Source organism: Burkholderia sp. LAS2 (genome assembly GCF_018417615.1).
GTDB classification, from domain to species: domain Bacteria; phylum Pseudomonadota; class Gammaproteobacteria; order Burkholderiales; family Burkholderiaceae; genus Burkholderia; species Burkholderia sola.
Window position 1 is genome coordinate 1,873,246 of sequence record NZ_CP071052.1, and the last position, 20,183, is coordinate 1,893,428.

A 20,183-nucleotide genomic window follows, 5' to 3' on the forward strand; every position below is an offset into this window, starting at 1 on the left:
AGACAAGGTAGGAGACACGGATGCTGCCGTTACTCGGGCTGGGCACGATCGTCGTGCTGCTGGCCGCCATTCTGTCGAAGCGGATGTCGCCGCTCGTCGCGCTGATCATCGTGCCGATCGCCGCGTCGCTGATCGGCGGCTTCGGGCTGCACACCAGCAAGTTCGTCATCGACGGGCTGAAGGGGCTCGCGCCCGTCGTCGGGATGTTCGTGTTCGCGATCCTCTATTTCGGGACGATCACCGACGCCGGCACGCTCGACCCGATCATCGACCGGATCCTGCGCGCGGTCGGCACGCGGCCGACACGCATCGTGATGGGTACGACGCTGCTCGCGCTGCTGATCCACCTCGACGGCTCGGGCGCCGTCTGCTTCCTCGTGACGATTCCGGCCGTGCTGCCGCTGTACGACCGGCTGAAGATGGACCGGCGCGTGCTGGCCGCCGCGGTGTCGATGGCCGCGGGCATCAACTTCCTGCCGTGGACGGGGCCGATGATCCGCGCGTCGGCGTCGCTGCACCTGCCGGTGTCGGCGCTGTTCAATCCGCTGATTCCGGTGCAGGCGATCGGGCTCGTGTTCGTGTTCGGCGTCGCGTACTGGCTCGGGCGGCGCGAGGAGAAGCGGCTCGGCCTGTCGCGCGACGATGCGTCGATCCCGCTGCCCCGGCGCGAACTGACGCCCGACGAGCAGGCGCTGCGCCGGCCGCACCTGTTCTGGTTCAACCTCGTGCTGACGCTCGTCGTGCTCGGCACGATGGTCGTGATGGGCGAGAAGATCCCGCCCGCGATCATGTTCATGGTCGGGCTGTGTATCGCGCTGATGGTGAACTACCCGGACGTCGACATGCAACGCAAGCGCATCGACGCGCATGCGCGCGCCGCGCTGATGATGGCCGGCATCCTGCTCGCGGCCGGCGTGTTCACGGGGATCATGCAGGGCAGCGGGATGCTGAAGGCGATGGCGCAGGCGGCGGTCGGCTTCGTGCCGCCGTCGATGGCAGGCCATATCCCGGTCGCGCTCGGCCTCGCGTCGATGCCGCTCAGCATGCTGTTCGATCCCGATTCGTTCTACTTCGGCGTGCTGCCCGTGATCGCGGAAGTGGCCGGCCAGCTCGGCGTGCCGGCCGTGCAGGTCGGACAGGCGGCGCTGCTCGGCCAGATGACGACGGGCTTTCCGGTCAGCCCGCTCACGCCAGCGACGTTTCTCGTCGTCGGGCTGTGCGGAATCGAGCTGGCCGAGCATCAGAAATTCACGTTTCCGCTGCTGTTCGGCGCGTCGATCGTGATGACGATCGCGTGCGTCGTGCTCGGCGTTTTTTGATATTTGCCGGCGATGCGCTCGCCGGACGACGGTACGGACATGACAGCAAAGCCATCACACGAACGGCGCGTGCGCATCGGCGCGGGCGCCGGCTACTCGGGCGACCGGATCGAGCCCGCGGTCGAGCTGGCCGAACACGGGCAGCTCGACTATCTGGTCTTCGAATGCCTGGCCGAGCGCACGATCGCGATCGCGCAGCAGGCGCGCCGCAAGGATCCGGCGCTCGGCTACGATCCGCTGCTCGACGCGCGGATGCACGCGGTGCTGCCGATTGCGGCGGCGAAGCGCGTGCGCATCGTGTCGAACATGGGCGCGGCGAACCCGCGCGCGGCCGCGCGGCGTACCGCGCAGATCGCGCAGTCGCTCGGCATCGCGGGGCTGAAAGTCGCGGCGGTCGAAGGCGACGACGTGCTCGACGTCGTGCTGCGCGGCGCGTTCCGCTTCGAGGAATCGGGCGACGACGTCGCCGCGTATCGCGACCGCATCGTGTCCGCGAACGCGTATCTCGGCGCCGCGCCGATCGTCGACGCGCTCGCGGCCGGCGCGGACGTCGTGATGACCGGGCGCGTCGCCGATCCGTCGCTGTTCGCCGCGCCGCTGATCCATGCGTTCGGCTGGCGGATGGACGACTGGGACGCGCTGGGGGCGGCGACCGTCGTCGGCCATCTGCTCGAATGCGCGGGGCAGGTGACGGGCGGCTATTTCGCCGATCCCGGCTACAAGGACGTGCCGAATCTGGCGCGGCTCGGCTTCCCGATCGGCGAGGTCGCGGCCGACGGCACGGTCGTGATCACGAAGGTGCCGCACGCGGGCGGCCGCGTGAGCGCGGCGAGCTGCAAGGAACAGCTGCTCTACGAGATTCACGACCCGGCGCGGTATCTGCAGCCGGACGTCGTGGCGGATTTCACGCGCGTGGCGGTCGCCGAGGAAGCGGCCGATCGCGTGCGCGTGACGGGCGGGCGCGGCACCGCGCGGCCCGATACGCTGAAGGCATCGGTCGCGTATGTCGACGGCTGGATCGGCGAAGGCCAGATCTCGTACGGCGGACCGGGCGCGCTCGCGCGTGCGCGTCTCGCGCTCGACATCGTGCGCGAGCGGCTCGCGCTGACCGGCATCGCGGCGAGCGAGCTGCGCTTCGACCTGATCGGCGTCGACGCGCTGTATGGCGACGCGACACCGGCCGTGCGCGGCGAGCCGGCCGAGGTGCGCGTGCGGGTGGCCGGCCGCGCGGCGAACGCCGCCGAAGCCGCGCGGATCGGCAACGAAGTCGAGACGCTCTATACGAACGGGCCGGCCGGCGGCGGCGGCGCGTTCAAGTCGACGCGCGAGGTGATCGCGGTGCAGTCGGTGCTGCTGCCGCGCGCGGCCGTGACGCCGTCGTTTTCATTCGTGGAGGCCTGATGCAACTGCGTGAACTCGCGCATGCGCGCACCGGTGACAAGGGCAATACGCTGAACGTGTCGGTCATCTGCCGCGATCCGCGTCATTACGACCATCTGCGCACGCATCTGGATGCGCAAGCGGTGAAGAGATGGCTCGCGGGCATCGTGCACGGCGACGTCGTGCGCTACGAGTTGCCGGCGCTCGGCGCGTTCAACTTCGTGCTGCGCGATGCGCTCGGCGGCGGGGTGACGCGCTCGCTCGCGCTCGACGCGCACGGCAAGTCGGTCAGTTCGGCGCTGCTGGCGATCGAGGTGCCCGAGCCGGCGTGACGCAGGCGTCGCGGCCGGCGAGCTGGACGATGTCGAGCTTCAGTTTCATGGGCGGTGTCGGTGGATGAGGTCCGTCGCGCATGCGTGTACGCTACGGCCTCGCGGGTCGATTCCCGCGCGTACCGAACGGAGCCTGAAGTGAACAACAAGATCGTAACGCCGACCGGCGTGAATGGCGAGACCGGGTGGCGCAGCCGGCGCGCGGCCCTCGCCGTGCGCGTCGCGCTCGCGTGTGTGGGTGCGCTGGTCGTGCAGGCCACCGCCGCCGCCGCGCCGACGGCGTCGTGCAACGAACGACTGACGGCACTGATCGTACCTGCGCTGCAGCAGACCGCGTTCGCCCGGCGCGACATCCATGCCGCGGTGGACGAGCGCAACGGCGACGTCTACCGGATCCGCCTGTTCACGACGCCCGACCATCCGGGCACGCCGAATCGCGAAGCGACGGTCGGCTGGGTGATGCTCGATACGCGGACGATGCAGGTGCTCGACGTCACACGCGATCCCGACCGGCCGGACGTGCTGAAGATCGACCGGGGCGCGCTGTCGCGTTTCGTGTCGACGTGCGCGGTATCGGTCGCGCCGGTACACAGTGCCGTCGATTGCGATGCGCTGAACCGCCGTGCTCAGACGCAAGGAGATTACGTGATGGGCAGCGATGCAGGGCGCGTCGTCATCGGCAACGGGCGGCTGCCGTTCTTTTCCGCACCGGACGATGCATGCAGGATCGACGGGCTGTTCATCGTCGAGCACGACCACGTCGATGCGCGGACCGAGTACGGCCGCTTCACGTCGGTCGTCTACCTGAATCCGCGTACACGCGGCATCGCCGAAGGGTGGGTGCGCACCGCGCGGCTGAAGCCGGACGGCACCGGCATCGCGCCGCGGCAACCTTGATCCGTCGAGTCTGCAACAATCCGCCACACACAAATCCGAACCGATTTCGTCATGACCATTCAGAACCGGAACCGACGTCTGAAGCCGCTCGTCACCCTTGGCACGTTCACGGCACTCACGGCGCTCGCCGCGCTGTCGCCCGTTCATGCCGCCGAGCCGGCCCAACCCGACCGTCAACTGAAAACCTTCATCCACGACACGTACGGCGACTGGCGTGCGGACCGCAAGGGCTGGCAGGCGGAAGAGGGCGATTTCATCCATTCGCCGTGCGGCGTGCTGCGCGTGGCGACCGCGGACGGCCCGCGCATGCTGCTCGCGATGTGCGGCGAGACCGACGCGGCGGTGCAGAACGGGATGCCGGGCATGGATTCGGATGCGACGCCGGGCGCGATCGACCTGTACGTGCTGAAGCCTTCGCCGGACGGCAGGACGCTCGAGCCGGTCGCGAAGAAAACGGAGATCGCATCGGGCGAGCGCGGCGAACCGGGCACGGTGCGCATCGAGCGGCTCGGGCCGCACCTGTTCGGGTTCGTGATCGGCGAAAGCGATACGCGGCAGGGCTACACGCAACGCTTTCGTTCGATCTGGCTGCCGTACGGCAACGCGCTGGTGCATGCGGCGGCGCGCATCGACGAGGCGCTCGACAATGCCGAGTCGACGGAATGCGCGCATGCTCGCGCGCGTTGCGAGGAACGCCGCTTCGAGATCGCGCCGGACACGACCGGCTCGGGCGACGTCTACCCGCTGACGGTCACGGAAACGGGCACGCGCGGCGACAAGGCGATCCACGCACGCTACACGGTGAAGTTCGACGCCGCGCGCGGCCGCTACGTCGTGCCGAAGGCGCTGCGCGACGGATACTGATCCGCCGCGCGGGAACGGGCGGCATGGCGCCGCCCGCGCATCACACGTACAGGTAGCGCACCAGGTGGAAGAACACCGGCGCGGCGAAGCAGATCGAATCGACGCGATCGAGCATCCCGCCGTGGCCGGCGATCATCGAGCCCCAGTCCTTCGTGCCGAGCGAGCGCTTGACGGCCGACAGCACGAGCCCGCCGACGAAGCCCGCGATCACGATCGCGAGCGAGATCCCGAACGCCGCGCCGAAGCTGAACGGCGTCACGCGATACAGCGACGCGCCGCACAGCGTGGCGAGCAGGCCGCCGCCGATGAACCCCTCGATCGTCTTCGACGGCGACAGCTGCGGCGCGATCTTGCGGCGTCCGAACAGCTTGCCGACCACGTACTGCAGCACGTCGCTGATCTGCACGACGAACAGGAAGAAGAACAGCAGCAGCGCGTTCTGCCCGGCGTAGCGCGGGATGTCGAGGATCAGCACGGCCGGCGCATGGCTCAGCCCGTACACGCACACCATCAGCGCCCAGTTGATCTTCGCGTTGCGGCTCAGGAATTCGCGCGTGTCCTGCGTGAGCGCCGACACGAGCGACATCGCGAAGAACAGGTGCACGGGCACGAAGATCGAGTACATCCCGTACCAGTTGATGCCGAGCAGCAGGTACTGCACGGGGATCGCGACGAAGAACGCGATGAAGAGCGTCGTATGGTCGCTCGCGGTGGTCGGGGTGAGCGTGATGAACTCGCGCAGCGTCAGGTACGACAGCAGCGCGAATACCAGGTACGTGACGTTGTTGCCGAGGCCGATCGCGACGGCCATGATCGCGATCATCGCCCACCATGCGCGGATGCGCTGGTTCAGGTTGACGATGGTCGCGCTCGTGCCGCCGCTGCGCGCGCCGAGGATCGCGCCGATCACGGTCGCGACGACGAGCACGCCCGTGACGCCCGCGACCAGTTCCCAGAAGAGGGTTCGCATGGTTGGTATCCGGAAAAGGGGGAAGGGGCGCGCCGCGTTCAGCCGGCCGGCCGCTGCGGCGGCGCGAGCGCGATGACCGCGTCGCGCATGCGGGCGAGGAATGTCGGCTTGTCTTCCTGGGCGCCGAGCGCTTCGTTCGCGCCGAAATGCACCTTGCAGATCAGCGGCACGGGCCAGATCGCGCCCTTCGGCATGATGCGCTGCAGGTTCTCGAGATAGACGGGCGCGAGCGCGACGTCCGGGAACTCGGTCGCGAGATGGAACAGCCCGCTCTTGAACGGCTGCGGCAGCACGTCGGCGCCGCGCGTGCCTTCCGGGAAGATGATGATCGAATGACCCTGCCGCAGCGCATCGCGCACCGGGTCGAGCGGATCGCCGCCCGATTCGCGATGACGGTCGATCAGCACGACGTTCAGCAGCTTCTGCGCGATGTGGCGCTTCAGGTCGCTGCTGTCCCAGTAGTCGCGCGCGGCGACCGGCCGCACGACCGCGCGCACGTCGCGCGGCAGCGCGGCGAGGATCGCGAGCGTGTCGATGTGGCTCGTGTGGTTCGAGAAATAGATCTTCTGCGTCGGGGACGGCGGCGCCTGATGCCAGACCGGATACGCGCCGGCGACGAGCCGCACGATGGACAGCAGGAAGTCGCGCTGCCAGACGTTAAGGATGTTCATCGGCGCGCGGCCTCCTGCGTGCATGCCCGGCCCGCCGCGCCCGCGCGGCGGACGGAACCCCGGAATGCCGGCGCGGCAGGATGCGCGCCGAACGGCTCTTGTTTAAATTTTTTCAAAGTTCGTGGCTGCCTGTCGCAGGTCCGCGATAATCGGACGATTCGCCGTCGCACGCGGTCGCGTCGCGGCGAATGCGCCGGTCGGCGGCGTGATAATCGGCTGTTGCACGAGTGCCCGTCTGCAGTTCGAATGGATCTCGCGGCGATCGGGCCAGCGGATTATCGCGAGTTTCGCCGAAAAACGCCAGATTGGCGCCACGCGGGCCGGCCGGGCCGCCTGCTTGACGCATCGGGGCGGCTCGGCGACGATGGGGGCCGTTCAATCCAGGCCGACGACGGCCGTTTCGCCGCCCGGGGCATGGCGGCGGGAAACGCATCCAACCGTGCCGCGCGAATAATACGAATACGAAACGATGAGCCTCTACGCACTCAAACCCAAATTCCAGAACCGTCTGCGCCCGTTCGCGAATTCGCTGGCCGAACGCGGCGTCACGGCCAACCAGGTCACGCTGTTCGCGGCCGGCGGCTCGATCGTCGTCGGCGCGCTCGCCGGGCTCGGCGTATTCGCCCGCGCGCTGTTCCTGCTGATTCCGCTGTGGCTGTTCGCGCGGATGGCGCTCAACGCGATCGACGGGATGCTCGCGCGCGAGCACGGGCAGAAGAGCACGCTCGGCGCGTACCTGAACGAGCTGGGCGACATCGTGTCCGACGTCGCGCTCGTGCTGCCGTTCCTCGCGATTCCCGCGTTCGCGCCGGCGGACGTCTGGCTGTTCGCGCTGACGGCGGTGATCGTCGAATGCGCGGGGCTGATCGGCCCGCTCGTCGGCGCGACGCGCCGCTACGACGGCCCGTTCGGCAAGAGCGACCGGGCGCTGGCCCTCGGCGCGTTCGCGCTGTGGATCGGCCTCGGCTTCCCGGTCGGCGGTGTCGCCGCGTGGCTGTGGCGGCTGTTGATCGTGCTGTCGATCGTGACGGCGGTGCGGCGCGTGCAGGCCGGCGTCGCCGAAGCGGGCCGCTGACGGGCCGCGCCGGAGGGCGGCGCCACATGATTCGAATAACGAAACGAGAGAGATCGCATGAACGCACGCACGGCCCGTGAGGCCGACTTCATCACGCACGACGGCGCAACGCTGTTCTATCGCCACTGGCCCGCGACGGGCCCGCGCTGCCGCGGCGCGATCGTGCTGCTGCATCGCGGCCACGAACACTCGGCGCGCGTCGCGCACCTCGTCGACGAGCTCGACCTGCCGGATTTCGCGTTTTTTGCGTGGGACGCACGCGGCCACGGCCGCTCGCCGGGCGCGCGCGGCTACAGCCCGAGCGCGGCCGCGTCGGTGCGCGACCTGCAGACCTTCGTCGAGCATATCCGCGACACGCACGGCATCGCGATCGAGGATGTCGCGGTGATTGGCCAGAGCGTCGGCGCGGTGCTCGCGGCGACCTGGGCGCACGATTACGCGCCGCCGATCCGCGCGCTCGTCGTCGCGTCGCCGGCCTTCCACATCAAGCTCTACGTACCGTTCGCGCGGCCAGGGCTGAGGCTGATGCACAAGCTGCGCGGGCTGTTCTACGTGAACAGCTACGTGAAGCCGACATTCCTCACGCACGACCCCGAGCGGATCGCGAGCTACGCGTCCGATCCGCTGATCACGCGGCCGATCGCGGTCAACATGCTGCTCGACCTGCACGATACCGCGCAGCGGATCGTCGCCGACGCGGCCGCGATCACCGTGCCGACCCAGTTGCTGATCTCGGGCGCCGACTGGGTCGTGCATCGCGGCCCGCAGGACCGTTTCTTCGAGCGGCTCGGCTCGGCGCGCAAGGAGCGCATCGTGCTGCCGGGCTTCTACCACGACACGCTCGGCGAGCGCGACCGCGCGCAGGCGCTCGCGCCGCTGCGTGCGTTCGTGCTGCGCGAGTTCGATGCGCCGAGCCCGCGCGTGTCGCTCGCCGATGCCGACCGCCGCGGCGCGTTCCACGACGAATACGCGGCGCTCGGCCGGCCGCCGGCCAACGTGTTCGCGCGGGCGTACTGGGCGCTCACGCGCGCCGGCCTGAAAGCCGGCGGCGCGCTGTCCGACGGCATCGCGCTCGGGTTGCGGCTCGGCTTCGATTCGGGCTCGACGCTCGACTACGTGTACCGCAATCGCGCGCAGGGGCGGTTCGGCATCGGCGCGCTGATCGACCGCACGTATCTCGATTCGCCGGGCTGGGTCGGCATCCGCCAGCGCAAGGTGCATCTGCAGGAACTGATCGGCACGGCGATCGGCCGCCTGCGCGGGAACGGCACGCCGGTGCGGATCGTCGACATCGCGGCCGGCCACGGGCGCTACGTGCTCGACGCGATCGCGATGGCCGCCGAGCGCGACGGCGCGGCGCCCGACGACATCACGCTGCGCGACTACAGCCCGCCGAACGTCGAGGCCGGCCGCGTGCTGATCGCGCAGCGCGGCCTCGAGCCGATCGCGCGCTTCGAGCGCGGCGATGCGTTCGACGAGGTGTCGCTCGCGACGCTCGAGCCGCGGCCGACGCTGGCGATCGTGTCGGGCCTGTACGAGCTGTTCGGCGAGAACGCGCTGATCGAGCGCTCGCTGCGCGGGCTCGCGCAGGCCGTGCCGCCGGGCGGCTATCTCGTCTATACGGGGCAGCCGTGGCATCCGCAGCTCGAATTCATCGCGCGCGCGCTGAACAATCACCGCGGCGAGTCGACCTGGGTGATGCGCCGTCGTTCGCAAGCCGAAATGGACGAGCTCGTTGCGCGGGCGGGTTTCCGCAAGCTCGACCAGCGCATCGACGAGATGGGCATCTTCACGGTCAGCCTTGCGCAGCGGGTCGACGCGTCATGAGCGCGCTCGGCGGCGGCGCGGGTGTGGATGCGGACGCGAGCGGCGGTCTGGCCGAGCCGGCAGCCGGCGCGCGCGACGCGTCGTTCGCGCTGCGCTTGTGCTGGCTCGCGGCGATGGGCGCCGTGTTCTTCTCGACGTACGGCTTCGCGAACTGGCTCGCCGCGCGCCGCGCCGCGGTGCCGACGTTCGCGTTCGGCTGGGAGCATGCGATCCCGTTCGTGCCGTGGACGATCGTGCCGTACTGGTCGATCGACCTGCTGTATGCGCTGTCGTTCTTCTTCTGGACGCGCCGCGACGATCTGCTCGATCACGTGAAGCGGCTGCTGACCGTGCAACTGGTGTCGGTCGCGTGCTTCGTCGCGTGGCCGCTGCGCTTCGGCTTCGAGCGGCCCGACGCGGGCGGCGTGGCCGGCGCGCTGTTCACGCTGCTGATGGGCTTCGACAAGCCGTTCAACCAGGCGCCGTCGCTGCATATCGGGTTGCTCGTCGTGCTGTGGGCCGTCTATGCGAAGCACCTGCGTGGCACGTTCGCGCGCGTCGTGCTGCATCTGTGGTTCGCGGCGATCGGCGTGTCGGTGCTGACGACTTATCAGCATCATGCGATCGACGTGCCGACCGGGGCGGCCGTCGGCTGTCTCGCGCTGTTCCTGTTTCCGCTGCGCGATGCCGCAGGCCGCTTGCCGGGCGCCGATGCGTCGCCGTCCGCCGCCGGTCGCGCGCTCGCGCGCCGCTATGCGTTAGGCGCCGCGCTGGTCGCGCTCGCGGCGCTGGCGTGCGTGGCGCGCGCGCCGGGCTGGGCGCTGGCGGCAGGGTGGGTCGCGCTGGCGCTCGCCTGCGTCGCATGGGCGTACCGGCGCGGCGCGCCCGGCGCGTTCCAGAAGGATGCGGACGGGCGGTTTCCGGTCTTCATGGGCTGGCTGCTCGCGCCGACGATCGCCGGCGCGTTCGTCAATTCGCGGCTGTGGACGTTCCGGCAGCCGGCGCCGGTGCGGATCGACGAGCGCGTGTCGATCGGCCGGACGCCGACGACGCGCGAGATCCGGCGCCACGGCTTCACCGCGCTGGTCGACCTGACCGCCGAGATGCCGCGCTGGGCGGCGGCCGATGCGTCGCTCGCGTATGCGTGCGTGCCTCAGCTCGACCTCGTCGCGCCGACGGCGGCGCAGCTCGCGCAGGCCGTCGCGGCGCTCGATCGGCTGCACGGCGACGGGCGCGACGTGCTGGTCTGCTGCGCGCTCGGCTACGGACGCAGCGTGCTGTGCGCGGCCGCGTGGCTCGCGGCGCGGCGCGGGCTGACGGATGCGCGCGACGCGCTGGCCTCGGTGCGCGCGGTCCGGCCGCGCGCGGTGTGGTCGGATGACGGCGTGGCCGTGCTGCAGCAGTGGATCGATCGCCGTCGCGATGCGGGGCGCGTGTGATGCGCGATCCGTCCGGCCCGTTCAGGATCGCCGCCGCGCGCGGCGCGCTCGATGCGGGTGCGTGGGCGATTGCGGTCGCGCTGGCCGCGGCCGGCGCGGGCGGATGGCTCGCGGCGGGCTGGCCGCCGGCGACGCTTGCCCGCGTGCTGCTGGCCGTCGTCAGCACCGGATCGGGGATTGCGGCGCTGTGGTACGCGGTGCGCGTCGAGATCGATCGGCGGCTGTTTGCCGCGCTGGCGCGGGCGGTGGACGGCGACGGGTCGGTCGATGCCGGGCTGGCGGCGCTCGACCGCGCGCTCGCCGATCTGGGCTGGATCGATACGACGAAGGCCGGGCGCACGCTCGACGCGCGCGTGCGCGGCGCGGTCGGGCTGTGCCGGGCCGCCGTGCTCGTCGCGGTCGTGCAGTGGCTCGTCGTCGGTATCGCGATCGCGGTGTCGCCGATCGGCTAGCGATGCATGCGATGCGTCATGCGCGGGCCGTCCGTTGCGTCCGCGTGCGCTTGGCCTCGTACATCGCCTGGTCCGCATGCTCGATCAGCGCATTCATGTCGGTACCGTCGTCCGGCAGCATCGCGATGCCGACGCTGACGCCGAGCCGCAGCGGATGCCTGTCGAATTCGAACGGCTCGCCGACCTGCCGCGAGAGCCGCATGCTCTGCGTATGGGCATCGTCGCGGGTGCCGAGGTTCGGCAGGATCACCGCGAATTCGTCGCCGCCGACGCGCGCGACCGTATCCGAGCGACGCACCGCGGCCTGCATCCGCATGGCGACCTCGCGCAGCGCGGCGTCGCCCGCGCGGTGGCCGAATTCGTCGTTGATCGGTTTCAGTCCGTCCATGTCGATGTTGAGAATGCCGAGCCGGCCGCTCGCGCGCAGCGTCGTGTGCATCGACTGGCGCAGGCGGTCGTAGAACAGCGCGCGGTTCGGCAAGCCCGTCAGCGCGTCGTGCGTCGCGCGCAGATAGAGTTCGTTCGCTTCGTTGCGGGCCGCGTGGAACATCGCGGCGGCGATCAGGTCGGCCATCAGCCGCAGCGTGGCCGCGTCGGCCGGCGAAAAGCCGTCGACGTCCGGCGACATCACCTTCAGCACGCCGACCGTCGTGTCGGCGTGCGTGAGCGGCATCACGAGCATCGAGCGCAGGCCGACCCGGCGGCACGCATCGCGATCGACGCGCGGGTCGGCTTCCGAATCGACGCAGTGCAGCAGCTTGCCCTGCTGCACGCACAGGCCCGACAGGCTGCCCGAGCGCCGCAACCGTAGCCCGAGCATCCCGGCGGCCGTGCCCGACGCGGCGCGGTACACCATGTCGTCGCCTTCGGCGAATTCGACCGCGGCGGCGCTCGCGCCGGTGAGCTGCGGCACCTGCTCGGCCACGTAGGCCATCACGCTGCCGAGGTCGAGGCCGAGTTTCGCGATTTCGGCTTGAGCGGCGATGATGCGCAGCAGCGTCCCGGCGGACGGGGTGGTGGCGTCGGCGATTTGATCCAAGTCAGTTTTCCGTGAAGAAAGTACGTCGTGCGGCGCGTACTTGCGGTAGCATACGCGCCGCTTGCGGCAGCGCATTCCGGGCGGTCCGCACGGAATGCAGGCGATGCCCGGCCAGCCGTATCGCGCCGGCAGTATGCCGTTTCAGCCGTCCGGCTGGCAACGGCGCAACTCTTGCCATTCACTCTTCCTGCTCGGCATTTCCGACCGAATTGAGATTTTTTCGCCTCTCAGTCGCGAATCACGGTAAGTTTTGTTCTATTTTTGAGATAGTGTGACGAATGATGGGCGCCGGTGCCAGGCGTCCCTCAGCGCGACGAACCGGTCATTGAAGCATCCGCCGCGTCGTCCCGATAAATGCAATCAAGCCAGATATGAGGGGAAGCAGAGGGGATGTGCACTCACGGGCATAGCTGCTTTGCGCGCGTCGGTTGCGACGCGCAGGATGATCGGACGATCGTGACGACGCGGGGCCGCGCATGAAGCCGGCCGTGTCGCTGTTCGTCCTGGCGGCCGCGATGACCGGCGCTTTCCATACGGCCGCGCTGTCAGCCGCGCCGCTGCCGGCGGTGCCGGCCGCTGCGTCGACGGCCGCGGCCGCTCACGCGGCGGCGCCCGATGCGGCGCCAATCGCGGTGCCCGCGGCCGCGCCGGCGGCGGCCAGCGTCCCGGCCGCCGGCCTGCCGGCGACGACCGTGCGTGTGCCGTTCGCGTCGCTCGGCGCGTTCGATCCGCTGCGCCTGCGCGGCGCCGACGACGCCCGCACGATCAACGCCGGCGTGCGGCTCGACCGCGTGATCACCGGCGCACGCCTGCGCCTGACCTACGCGTATTCGCCGTCGCTGGTCTTTGCGCTGTCGCACCTGAAGGTGTCGGTGAACGGCGAGGTGGTTGCGACCGTCCCGTTCGACGCCGCGCGCGCGGGCCGCACGGTCACGCAAGAGATCCCGATCGATCCGCGCTACTTTTCCGATTTCAACCAGATCGGCCTGCGCCTGATCGCGCATTACACGCTCGACCATTGCGAGGATCCGACGAACTCGGCGCTGTGGGCCGACGTGAGCCCGACGAGCGAGCTGATCCTCGACGAATCGCCGGTGCGCCTGCCGAACGATCTCGCGCTGCTGCCCGCGCCGTTCTTCGACCGGCGCGACAACGGCCGCGTGCGGCTGCCGTTCGTGCTGCCGGCCACGCCCGATTCGGCGACGCTGCGCAGCGCGGGCGTGCTCGCGTCGTGGTTCGGCGCGCTGGCCGACTACCGGCATGCGCGCTTCCCGGTGTCGACCGCGCTGCCGGCCGACGATCAGGCCGTCGTGGTCGGCACGGTCGCGACGCTGCCGGCCGGTCTCGCGCTGCCGCCCGTGAACGGCCCGCTGCTCGCGGTCGCCGACAACCCGGCCGCGCCGGGCCGCAAGCTGCTGGTCGTCACGGGCCGCACGGCGGCCGAGGTCGACGACGCGGTCGCGACGCTCGTGCTCGGCCGCGCGGCGCTGTCGGGGCCGGCGGCGACGGTCGCGCACGTCGATCTCGGCGCGCCGCGCAAGCCGTACGACGCGCCGCGCTGGCTGCCGGTGAACCGGCCGATCGCGTTCCGCGAACTCGTGAACGACCCGCGCCAGCTGGAAGTGCGCGGCACGACGCCCGACGCGATCCGGCTGAACCTGCGCGTGCCGGCCGATCTGCATTCGTGGAACGGCGCGGGCGTGCCGATCACGCTGCGCTACCGCTACACGGCGCCGACCGTGCAGGACAATTCGACGCTTGCGGTCGAGATCAACGATCAGCTCGTGAAGTCGTACCGGCTCGGGCCGGCCCAGGCGGAGGACGCGCACGGCCGCATGCAGCTGCCGTTGCTGTCGGTGCCGGAAGGGCGCGTGACGAGCGACGTCGACATTCCCGCGTTCCGCGTCGGAAGCGGCAACCAGCTGCAGTTCCGCTTCACGCTCGATTCGCAGAAGACGGGCCTGTGTTCGAGCACGGCCACCGAGCCGCAGCGCGCGGCGATCGATCCCGATTCGACGATCGACTTCTCGCACTTCGTCCATTACGCGCAATTGCCGAACCTCGCGTTCTTCGCGAACAGCGGCTTCCCGTTCACCCGCTTCGCCGACCTGTCGCAGACGGCCGTCGTGATGCCCGACCGGCCGTCGCCGCAGGAGCTCGAGGCCTATCTGACGATGCTCGGCCACATGGGCGAATGGACCGGCTTCCCGGCGCTGCGCGTGCAGGTCGCGCGGCCCGGCGACGTCGCCGCGCTGTCCGGGCACAAGGACCTGCTCGTGATCGACGGCTCGCCCGCGTCGCCGCTGCTCGCGCAGTGGCGCACGGCGCTGCCGCTCGCGATCGGCGAGCAGGGCGCGGCCGGCGGCGCGGGCACGACGCGCGTCGCGTTCACGGTGAAGGAGCGCTGGCGCAACGGCGTGGGCGTCGCCGACGGCGGTGCGCACATCGAACAGGCGGGTCCGCTCGCGGCGCTCGCCGGTTTCGAGCTGCCGGGCAGCCGCGGTCGCAGCGTCGTCGCGCTGACCGCGACCGGCCAGCCGCGTCTCGGCGATCTGCTCGACGTGTTCGAGAACGCCGGGCTCGTGTCGCAACTGCAGGGCGACCTCGCGCTGGTGCGGCCGGGGCAGGTCGACAGCCTGCGGGTCGGCGAGCCTTACGTGGTCGGCTTCGTGCCGTGGTATGCGCGCGTATGGACGGAGGCGGCGCGGCATCCGGTCGTGCTCGGCGCGGTCGGCGTCGTCGCGGGGCTCTTGCTCGCGCTCGGCGTGTTCAGCGTGCTGCAACGAATCGCCGCGCGTCGACGGGGGATGTAACGGATGGCGCGGGCAATGACGAAGCGACGGGCAACGCAGCCGGCGCGGCGTGTCGGCGCGATGCTCGCGCTGGCGGTTGCGGTGACGTGCGCGGCGGCCGGCATGGCTACGCGCGCGCACGCCGCGCCGGCCGGTGCGGCCGATGCGGCGGGCGCGGGATGCGGCGCGGCGTGGCCGCGCTGGGACGCGTTCAAGCGCGATTTCATCTCGGCCGACGGCCGCGTGATCGACGTCGGCTCGGCCGATTCGCGCACGGTATCGGAGGGGCAGGCGTATGGACTGTTCTTCGCGCTGGTCGCGAACGACCGGCGCATGTTCGACACGATCCTCGCATGGACCGAGAACAACCTCGCGCAGGGCGACCTGAGCGCGCACCTGCCCGCGTGGCTGTGGGGCCGTGCGCCCGACGGTGCGTGGCGCGTGCTCGACGCGAACGCGGCGTCGGACGCCGACCTGTGGATCGCGTATGCGCTCGTCGAGGCCGGGCGGCTGTGGCGCGAGCGCAGCTATACGGCGCGCGGTGCGCTGCTCGCGAAGCGCGTGCTCGACGACGAGACGGCGACCGTGCCGGGCCTCGGCCTCACGCTGCTGCCGGGGCCGACCGGGTTCAAGCTCGCGAACGGCCAATGGCGCGTGAATCCGAGCTATTCGCCGCCGCAGGTGATTCGCGCGCTCGGCGCGCGGCTGCCCGACGACCGGCGCTGGGCCGCGCTCGCCTCCAGCACCGCTCGCGTGCTGCTCGACACCGCGCCGAAGGGCTTCTCGCCCGACTGGGCGTTGTATCGCGCGGGCAAGGGCTTCGGGCCCGATCCCGACACGCACGCGGAGAGTGCGTACAACGCGATCCGCGTGTACCTGTGGGCCGGCACGCTCGACCGCGCCGATCCGCTTGCCGCGCCGCTGCTCGCGAAGTTCGCGCCGTTCGCCGACCATATCGCCGCGCATGGCGCGCCGCCGGAGAAGGTCGATACGACGACGGGCGTCGCGGGGCCGAACGACGGCAACGGCGGTTTCTCCGCGGCGGCCGTGCCGTTTCTCGACGCGCGCGGCCAGCATGCGCTCGCGGAGGCACAGGCGGCCCGCGTCGATACGCTCGCGCGCCAGTCGGCGCCCGGCTATTACACGAGCGTGCTGACGCTGTTCGGCCTCGGCTGGCGCGACGGCCGTTACCGGTTCGGGGCGGACGGCACGCTCGACACCCGCTGGGGAGGCCGTTCGTGCGCCGCCCGCTGAAGCGCGCCGCGCCGCACGTCGCGGGATTCGCGTGGCTCGCGTCGTCGGTGTGCGCGGCGGCGCCGGGCGCTGCGACGGGCACGGCGATCGCGAACCCCGCGACACCGGCGACCTCGGCCGCCGCCGATGCGCGGCGCGAGCTCGACACCGCGCGAATGTGGGGCACCAAGCATCGCGACGATCTCGCCAGCGATGCGTTGCGCAAGGGCCTGCTGATCGCGCCGGGCGACCCCGAACTGCTGGCCGAACAGGTGCGCGTGCTGCTGCGGCTCGGCGACGCGAAAGGCGCGCAGGCGTCGCTCGCGCGGCTGCAGGCGCAATCGCCGAATGCGCCTGCCACGCGGCGGGTGGCCGACGAATACCGCGTCGCGACGAGCGGGCGCGGCGAGATGGCGCAGATTCGACTGCTCGCGCGCAGCGGCCGCGCCGACGAGGCGGCCCGGCGCATCGTCGCGCTGTTTCCGAACGGCGCGCCGTCGGGCGCGCTCGGCGCCGAGTATTACCAGATCGTGTCGAACGCGCCGGGCGGGCGGGAGCCGGCGATCGCCGCGCTGCGCCGCGCGATCGCCGCCGATCCGCGGGACACGAGCGCGTCGGTCGCGCTCGCGCGGCTGTTGAACCAGCGCGACGACACGCGCGCGGAAGCGAACCGGATCGCGTCGTCGCTCGCGAAGCGCGCCGACGCGGACCATACGGAAGCGATGGCGCTGTGGCGGCGCGTGCTGCAGTCGGCCGGCAGCGATCCCGCGTATCTCGATGCGCTGCATGCGTATCTCGCGCTCGCGCCGGACGACACCGAATTCCGCGATCGTGCGGCCGGCCTCGACCGGCAGCGCGACGCGCAGCGCCGGCTCGAACGCGATCCCGACTACATCGCGCAGCAGCGCGGGCTGCAGGCGCTCGCGCGCGGCGACCTGGCCGCCGCCGATCCGCTGCTCGCGCGCGCCGCGAGGGCGCGCTCGGACGACGCCGATGCACTGGGCGGGCTCGGCCTGCTGCGTCTGCGCGAAGGGCGGCACGACGAAGCGCGCGCGCTGTTCGCGCGGGCCGCGGCGCGTGCGACCGACCAGCGCGGCAAATGGCAGGGCCTCGCGCGGACCGCGCAGTTCTGGGGCTGCTCGCGCAAGGCCGCGAAGCGGCCAGCGCCGGGCGAGCGCAGGATGCCGAGCGCGCCGCGCGTGCGGCGCTCGCGATGCAGCCGGACAACCCCGACGCGAAGCTGCAGCTCGCCGATGCGCTGCTCGCGCAGCGCGACTGGGCGCAGGCGGAGCCGTTGCTGCGCGGCTTGCTGGCCGCGCGTTCGCCGAGCGTGTCGGCCGTGCGCGACACGGCCACGCTGTATGAAAACACCGGCCGCGCGGACCGAATCGGCCCGCTGCTCGACGCGCTGCAAGGGCGCGTGACGGGCGCCGACGATCGCCGTACGCTCGACGGCCTGCGCGGCGACGTGCTCGCGAACGAAGCGCGTGCGCTGGCCGACAAGGGCGCGCGCGGGCCGGCCGCGCAACGCTACGAGGCGGCCGTGCGCGCGGCGCCCGACGCGCCGTGGACGCGCTTCGCGCTCGCGCGCCTCTATCGCGACATGGGGCTGCCGCAGCTCGGCCGCACGGTGATGGACGACGGGCTCGCGCGCAGCGACACGCCCGAGATGCGCTACGCGAGCGCGCTGTACCGCAACTCGATCGACGATGTCGCGGGCGCGCAGGCCGCGCTGGCGCCGGTCGACGATGCGCACCGGTCGGACGGGATGCGGGCGCTGGCGCGCAAGCTCGATGCGCAAAGCGCGCTGGCCGACGCACGAAGCGCGCATGCACGCGGCGACCGCGCGGCCTTTGCCGCCACGCTCGCGCACGCGCAGGCGAGCGCGCCGGACGATCCCGACATGCTCGCGGCGATCGGCGCCCAGTGGATCGACGCGGGCGAACCGGAGCGCGGCCTCGCGCCGCTGCGCGACTGGATCGCCGCGCATCCGCGCGAAGCCGACGCGGACGTGCGCTTGCGCTACGGCGACCTGCTCGGCAGCGCGGGGCGCGACGAGGCGCTCGCCGCATGGCTCGACATGCTGCGTCGCGACCCGTCGCTGACGCCCGCGCAGACGGCGCGACTGGAGGACCAGTCGCTGCGGCTCGTGCTGCGGCAGACCGACGACGCGATCGCACGACAGGACTATGCACGGGCGCGCACGCTGCTCGATCGCGCGAGCCCGGCCGGCCGCGCGGACAAGCGTTACGCGCTCGAACGCGCCGATCTCGAACGCGCGCAGGGCCATTACGACGCGGCGCGCGACGCGCTCGCGCCGGTCGTCGCGCGTACGCCGGACGATGCCGATACGCAGCTCGCGCTCGCCCGGATCGACGAGGACAGCGGCAACCGAGCCGCCGCACGCGAGCGCGTGCAGGCCGTGCTGGCGCGCACGCCGGACGACGATGTCGACACGCAATTGTCGGCGGTGCGCCGCCTGAACGCGCTGCGCCGCCCGGACGAAGCCGCGCAGGTGACCGACCGGCTGCAGGCCGCGTATCCGGCGCGCGCCGACGTGACGGTTGCGGCCGGGCGCGTGGCCGAGGCGCAAGGCCGCTACGACGATGCGGCGTCGCTGTACCGGCTGTCGCAGTCGCAGGAACGCGCGACGGGCGTGAGCCCGGGCCGCGACGGGCTCACGCCCGCACAGGCCGCGTTCGCGGACCTCGCACAGCGACGCAATCCCGAGATCGAGACCGGCTGGATACCCGCGTACAAGTCGGGCGATGAAGGCATTTCGTCGTATCGCGCGCAGCAGGTGCCGATCTACATGCAGATGCCGATCCGCTACGACGGGCACGTGTTCGCGCAGATCGACACCGTGCATCTCGATCCGGGCACGCTCGATACGAGCGACCCGAACGCGTATTCGCTGAAGACGTTCGGCACGTATGCGGGGCTCAGGGCGCCGAACGGGCTGCCGCCGCCGTTCCAGCCGAATCCGCAGGCCGCCGCGCTGCTCGCGAATCCGTCGGGCTCGCTGCACCAGTCGACCACGGGCGTCGCGCTCGGCGCCGGTTACCTGTCCGATGCATGGCGCTTCGATCTCGGCACGTCGCCGCTCGGCTTCCCGGTGCATTACCTGGTCGGCGGCATGCGCTACCGCTTCGACGCGGGCCCCGCGAGCTTCTCGGTGAACGCGTCGCGGCGGCCGGAAACGAGCAGCGTGCTGTCGTACGCGGGGATGCGCGACCCATGGACCGGCGCGGTGTGGGGCGGCGTGCGCCGCGACGGCGTGAACCTGCGCGCGTCGGTCGACGTCGGCCGCACGAACCTGTTCGCGGAACTCGGCGCGGGCGTGCTGTCGGGCCGCAACGTCGAACGCAATGCGGAAGTCACGCTGCGCACCGGCTTCACGGTGCCCGTCTACGAGCGCGCGACGATGAAGGTCAGCACCGGGCTCGTCGGCAATGCGTGGCACTACGCGCAGAACCTGCGCTACTACACGTACGGGCAGGGCGGTTACTACAGCCCGCAGCGCTATCTGTCGCTCGGCGTGCCGATCGAATGGGCCGGGCGGCACGATGCGCTGTCGTGGGACCTGACCGTCACCGGCGGGATCTCCAACAGCTACGAGAAGGATTCGCTGTATTACCCGACGCTCTCCGGCCAGCGCGCCGCGCAGGTCGCGGCCGGGTTCGTGTACGCGGGCAGTTCGACGCGCGGCGTGTCGTTCTCGTACGGCGTGAACGGCATCGTCGAGTATCGCGTGAACCCGCACCTGAGCGTCGGCGCGCAGTTGCAGATCGACCGGTCGCACGACTATGCGCCGAGCTCGGCGCTCGTGTACCTGCGCTATGCGTTCGATGCGCGCGCGCCGCGCAACTGGCTCGTGACGCCGACGCCGGTGCGGCTTTATTCGGATTACTAGG

Annotated in this window: 15 protein-coding genes and 1 pseudogene; 12 read left to right on the top strand and 4 right to left on the bottom strand. The window is 71.1% G+C overall.

Features of this window, described 5'->3' with window-relative positions; all coding sequences use genetic code 11:
* Positions 1-20: 20 nt before the first annotated feature.
* The 5 genes from JYG37_RS08765 to JYG37_RS08785 all read left to right on the top strand — a co-directional run bounded on the left by JYG37_RS08765 (position 21) and on the right by JYG37_RS08785 (position 4,792).
* Positions 21-1,319 carry a CitMHS family transporter gene (locus JYG37_RS08765; protein WP_089488337.1) on the top strand — a complete coding sequence of 433 codons (1,299 nt, stop codon included), beginning with the start codon at positions 21-23 and terminating at the stop codon, positions 1,317-1,319.
* A gap of 39 nt (positions 1,320-1,358) precedes the next feature.
* The gene (locus tag JYG37_RS08770; protein ID WP_124631968.1) at positions 1,359-2,720 is read left to right on the top strand and encodes an acyclic terpene utilization AtuA family protein; all 1,362 of its coding nucleotides are present in this window, start codon (positions 1,359-1,361) and stop codon (positions 2,718-2,720) included.
* Positions 2,720-3,031 carry an AtuA-related protein gene (locus tag JYG37_RS08775; protein ID WP_050018256.1) on the top strand — a complete coding sequence of 104 codons (312 nt, stop codon included), beginning with the start codon at positions 2,720-2,722 and terminating at the stop codon, positions 3,029-3,031. Before JYG37_RS08770 ends, JYG37_RS08775 begins: the two co-directional genes overlap by 1 nt.
* A gap of 138 nt (positions 3,032-3,169) precedes the next feature.
* Positions 3,170-3,928 carry a hypothetical protein gene (locus JYG37_RS08780; protein ID WP_244138035.1) on the top strand — a complete coding sequence of 253 codons (759 nt, stop codon included), beginning with the start codon at positions 3,170-3,172 and terminating at the stop codon, positions 3,926-3,928.
* 51 nt (positions 3,929-3,979) lie between these two features.
* On the top strand, positions 3,980-4,792 hold the full coding sequence (locus JYG37_RS08785; protein WP_124631967.1) for a topoisomerase IV: 813 nt from the start codon (positions 3,980-3,982) through the stop codon (positions 4,790-4,792).
* A gap of 40 nt (positions 4,793-4,832) precedes the next feature.
* Here the strand turns inward: JYG37_RS08785 and JYG37_RS08790 are convergent, their stop codons facing one another.
* From JYG37_RS08790 to JYG37_RS34760, 3 genes are all read right to left on the bottom strand, one after another.
* On the bottom strand, positions 4,833-5,762 hold the full coding sequence (locus JYG37_RS08790) for a phosphatidate cytidylyltransferase (protein ID WP_050018036.1): 930 nt from the start codon (positions 5,760-5,762) through the stop codon (positions 4,833-4,835).
* 38 nt (positions 5,763-5,800) lie between these two features.
* Positions 5,801-6,433 carry a lysophospholipid acyltransferase family protein gene (locus JYG37_RS08795; RefSeq protein ID WP_006481857.1) on the bottom strand — a complete coding sequence of 211 codons (633 nt, stop codon included), beginning with the start codon at positions 6,431-6,433 and terminating at the stop codon, positions 5,801-5,803.
* A gap of 112 nt (positions 6,434-6,545) precedes the next feature.
* Entirely contained in the window at positions 6,546-6,779 is a 234-nt protein-coding gene (locus JYG37_RS34760; RefSeq protein WP_235356322.1) for a hypothetical protein, read from the bottom strand.
* Positions 6,780-6,902: 123 nt separating this feature from the next.
* On the opposite strand from JYG37_RS34760, the gene JYG37_RS08805 reads away from it, so the two are divergent.
* The 4 genes from JYG37_RS08805 to JYG37_RS08820 are packed head-to-tail and all read left to right on the top strand — an operon-like array spanning position 6,903 to position 11,205.
* Positions 6,903-7,508 carry a CDP-alcohol phosphatidyltransferase family protein gene (locus tag JYG37_RS08805; RefSeq protein WP_050018037.1) on the top strand — a complete coding sequence of 202 codons (606 nt, stop codon included), beginning with the start codon at positions 6,903-6,905 and terminating at the stop codon, positions 7,506-7,508.
* A 57-nt stretch (positions 7,509-7,565) separates the two neighbouring features.
* Positions 7,566-9,335, top strand: a complete 1,770-nt coding sequence (locus JYG37_RS08810) for a bifunctional alpha/beta hydrolase/class I SAM-dependent methyltransferase (RefSeq protein ID WP_213346026.1) — start codon at positions 7,566-7,568, stop codon at positions 9,333-9,335.
* Positions 9,332-10,753 carry a phosphatase PAP2/dual specificity phosphatase family protein gene (locus JYG37_RS08815; RefSeq protein WP_124631964.1) on the top strand — a complete coding sequence of 474 codons (1,422 nt, stop codon included), beginning with the start codon at positions 9,332-9,334 and terminating at the stop codon, positions 10,751-10,753. The genes JYG37_RS08810 and JYG37_RS08815 overlap by 4 nt, the downstream gene beginning before the upstream one ends.
* Positions 10,753-11,205: a hypothetical protein gene (locus JYG37_RS08820; RefSeq protein ID WP_124631963.1), complete on the top strand. Its 453-nt coding sequence runs from the start codon at positions 10,753-10,755 to the stop codon at positions 11,203-11,205. Before JYG37_RS08815 ends, JYG37_RS08820 begins: the two co-directional genes overlap by 1 nt.
* A gap of 16 nt (positions 11,206-11,221) precedes the next feature.
* On the opposite strand, the gene JYG37_RS08825 is transcribed toward JYG37_RS08820, so the two are convergent.
* On the bottom strand, positions 11,222-12,244 hold the full coding sequence (locus JYG37_RS08825) for a sensor domain-containing diguanylate cyclase (protein ID WP_124631962.1): 1,023 nt from the start codon (positions 12,242-12,244) through the stop codon (positions 11,222-11,224).
* Positions 12,245-12,720: 476 nt separating this feature from the next.
* On the opposite strand from JYG37_RS08825, the gene bcsB reads away from it, so the two are divergent.
* From bcsB to JYG37_RS08840, 3 genes and pseudogenes are all read left to right on the top strand, one after another.
* Positions 12,721-15,057, top strand: coding sequence for a cellulose biosynthesis cyclic di-GMP-binding regulatory protein BcsB (bcsB, locus tag JYG37_RS08830; RefSeq protein ID WP_176016773.1), 2,337 nt, complete (start codon positions 12,721-12,723; stop codon positions 15,055-15,057).
* Positions 15,058-15,060: 3 nt separating this feature from the next.
* On the top strand, positions 15,061-16,290 hold the full coding sequence (bcsZ, locus tag JYG37_RS08835) for a cellulose synthase complex periplasmic endoglucanase BcsZ (RefSeq protein ID WP_050018043.1): 1,230 nt from the start codon (positions 15,061-15,063) through the stop codon (positions 16,288-16,290).
* A pseudogene (locus tag JYG37_RS08840) lies at positions 16,275-20,182 on the top strand (cellulose synthase subunit BcsC-related outer membrane protein). The gene bcsZ and the pseudogene JYG37_RS08840 overlap by 16 nt, the downstream one beginning before the upstream one ends.
* Position 20,183 lies beyond the last annotated feature (1 nt).

Bases quoted from the DNA above. Each gene is read 5' to 3' on its own strand.
- JYG37_RS34760 (WP_235356322.1), bottom strand. From the start codon at position 6,779: ATGCGTCAAGCAGGCGGCCCGGCCGGCCCGCGTGGCGCCAATCTGGCG.
- JYG37_RS08805 (WP_050018037.1), top strand. From the start codon at position 6,903: ATGAGCCTCTACGCACTCAAACCCAAATTCCAGAACCGTCTGCGCCCG.
- JYG37_RS08815 (WP_124631964.1), top strand. From the start codon at position 9,332: ATGAGCGCGCTCGGCGGCGGCGCGGGTGTGGATGCGGACGCGAGCGGC.
- JYG37_RS08810 (WP_213346026.1), top strand. From the start codon at position 7,566: ATGAACGCACGCACGGCCCGTGAGGCCGACTTCATCACGCACGACGGC.
- JYG37_RS08765 (WP_089488337.1), top strand. From the start codon at position 21: ATGCTGCCGTTACTCGGGCTGGGCACGATCGTCGTGCTGCTGGCCGCC.
- JYG37_RS08775 (WP_050018256.1), top strand. From the start codon at position 2,720: ATGCAACTGCGTGAACTCGCGCATGCGCGCACCGGTGACAAGGGCAAT.
- JYG37_RS08785 (WP_124631967.1), top strand. From the start codon at position 3,980: ATGACCATTCAGAACCGGAACCGACGTCTGAAGCCGCTCGTCACCCTT.
- JYG37_RS08820 (WP_124631963.1), top strand. From the start codon at position 10,753: ATGCGCGATCCGTCCGGCCCGTTCAGGATCGCCGCCGCGCGCGGCGCG.
- bcsZ (WP_050018043.1), top strand. From the start codon at position 15,061: ATGGCGCGGGCAATGACGAAGCGACGGGCAACGCAGCCGGCGCGGCGT.
- JYG37_RS08770 (WP_124631968.1), top strand. From the start codon at position 1,359: ATGACAGCAAAGCCATCACACGAACGGCGCGTGCGCATCGGCGCGGGC.
- bcsB (WP_176016773.1), top strand. From the start codon at position 12,721: ATGAAGCCGGCCGTGTCGCTGTTCGTCCTGGCGGCCGCGATGACCGGC.
- JYG37_RS08790 (WP_050018036.1), bottom strand. From the start codon at position 5,762: ATGCGAACCCTCTTCTGGGAACTGGTCGCGGGCGTCACGGGCGTGCTC.
- JYG37_RS08795 (WP_006481857.1), bottom strand. From the start codon at position 6,433: ATGAACATCCTTAACGTCTGGCAGCGCGACTTCCTGCTGTCCATCGTG.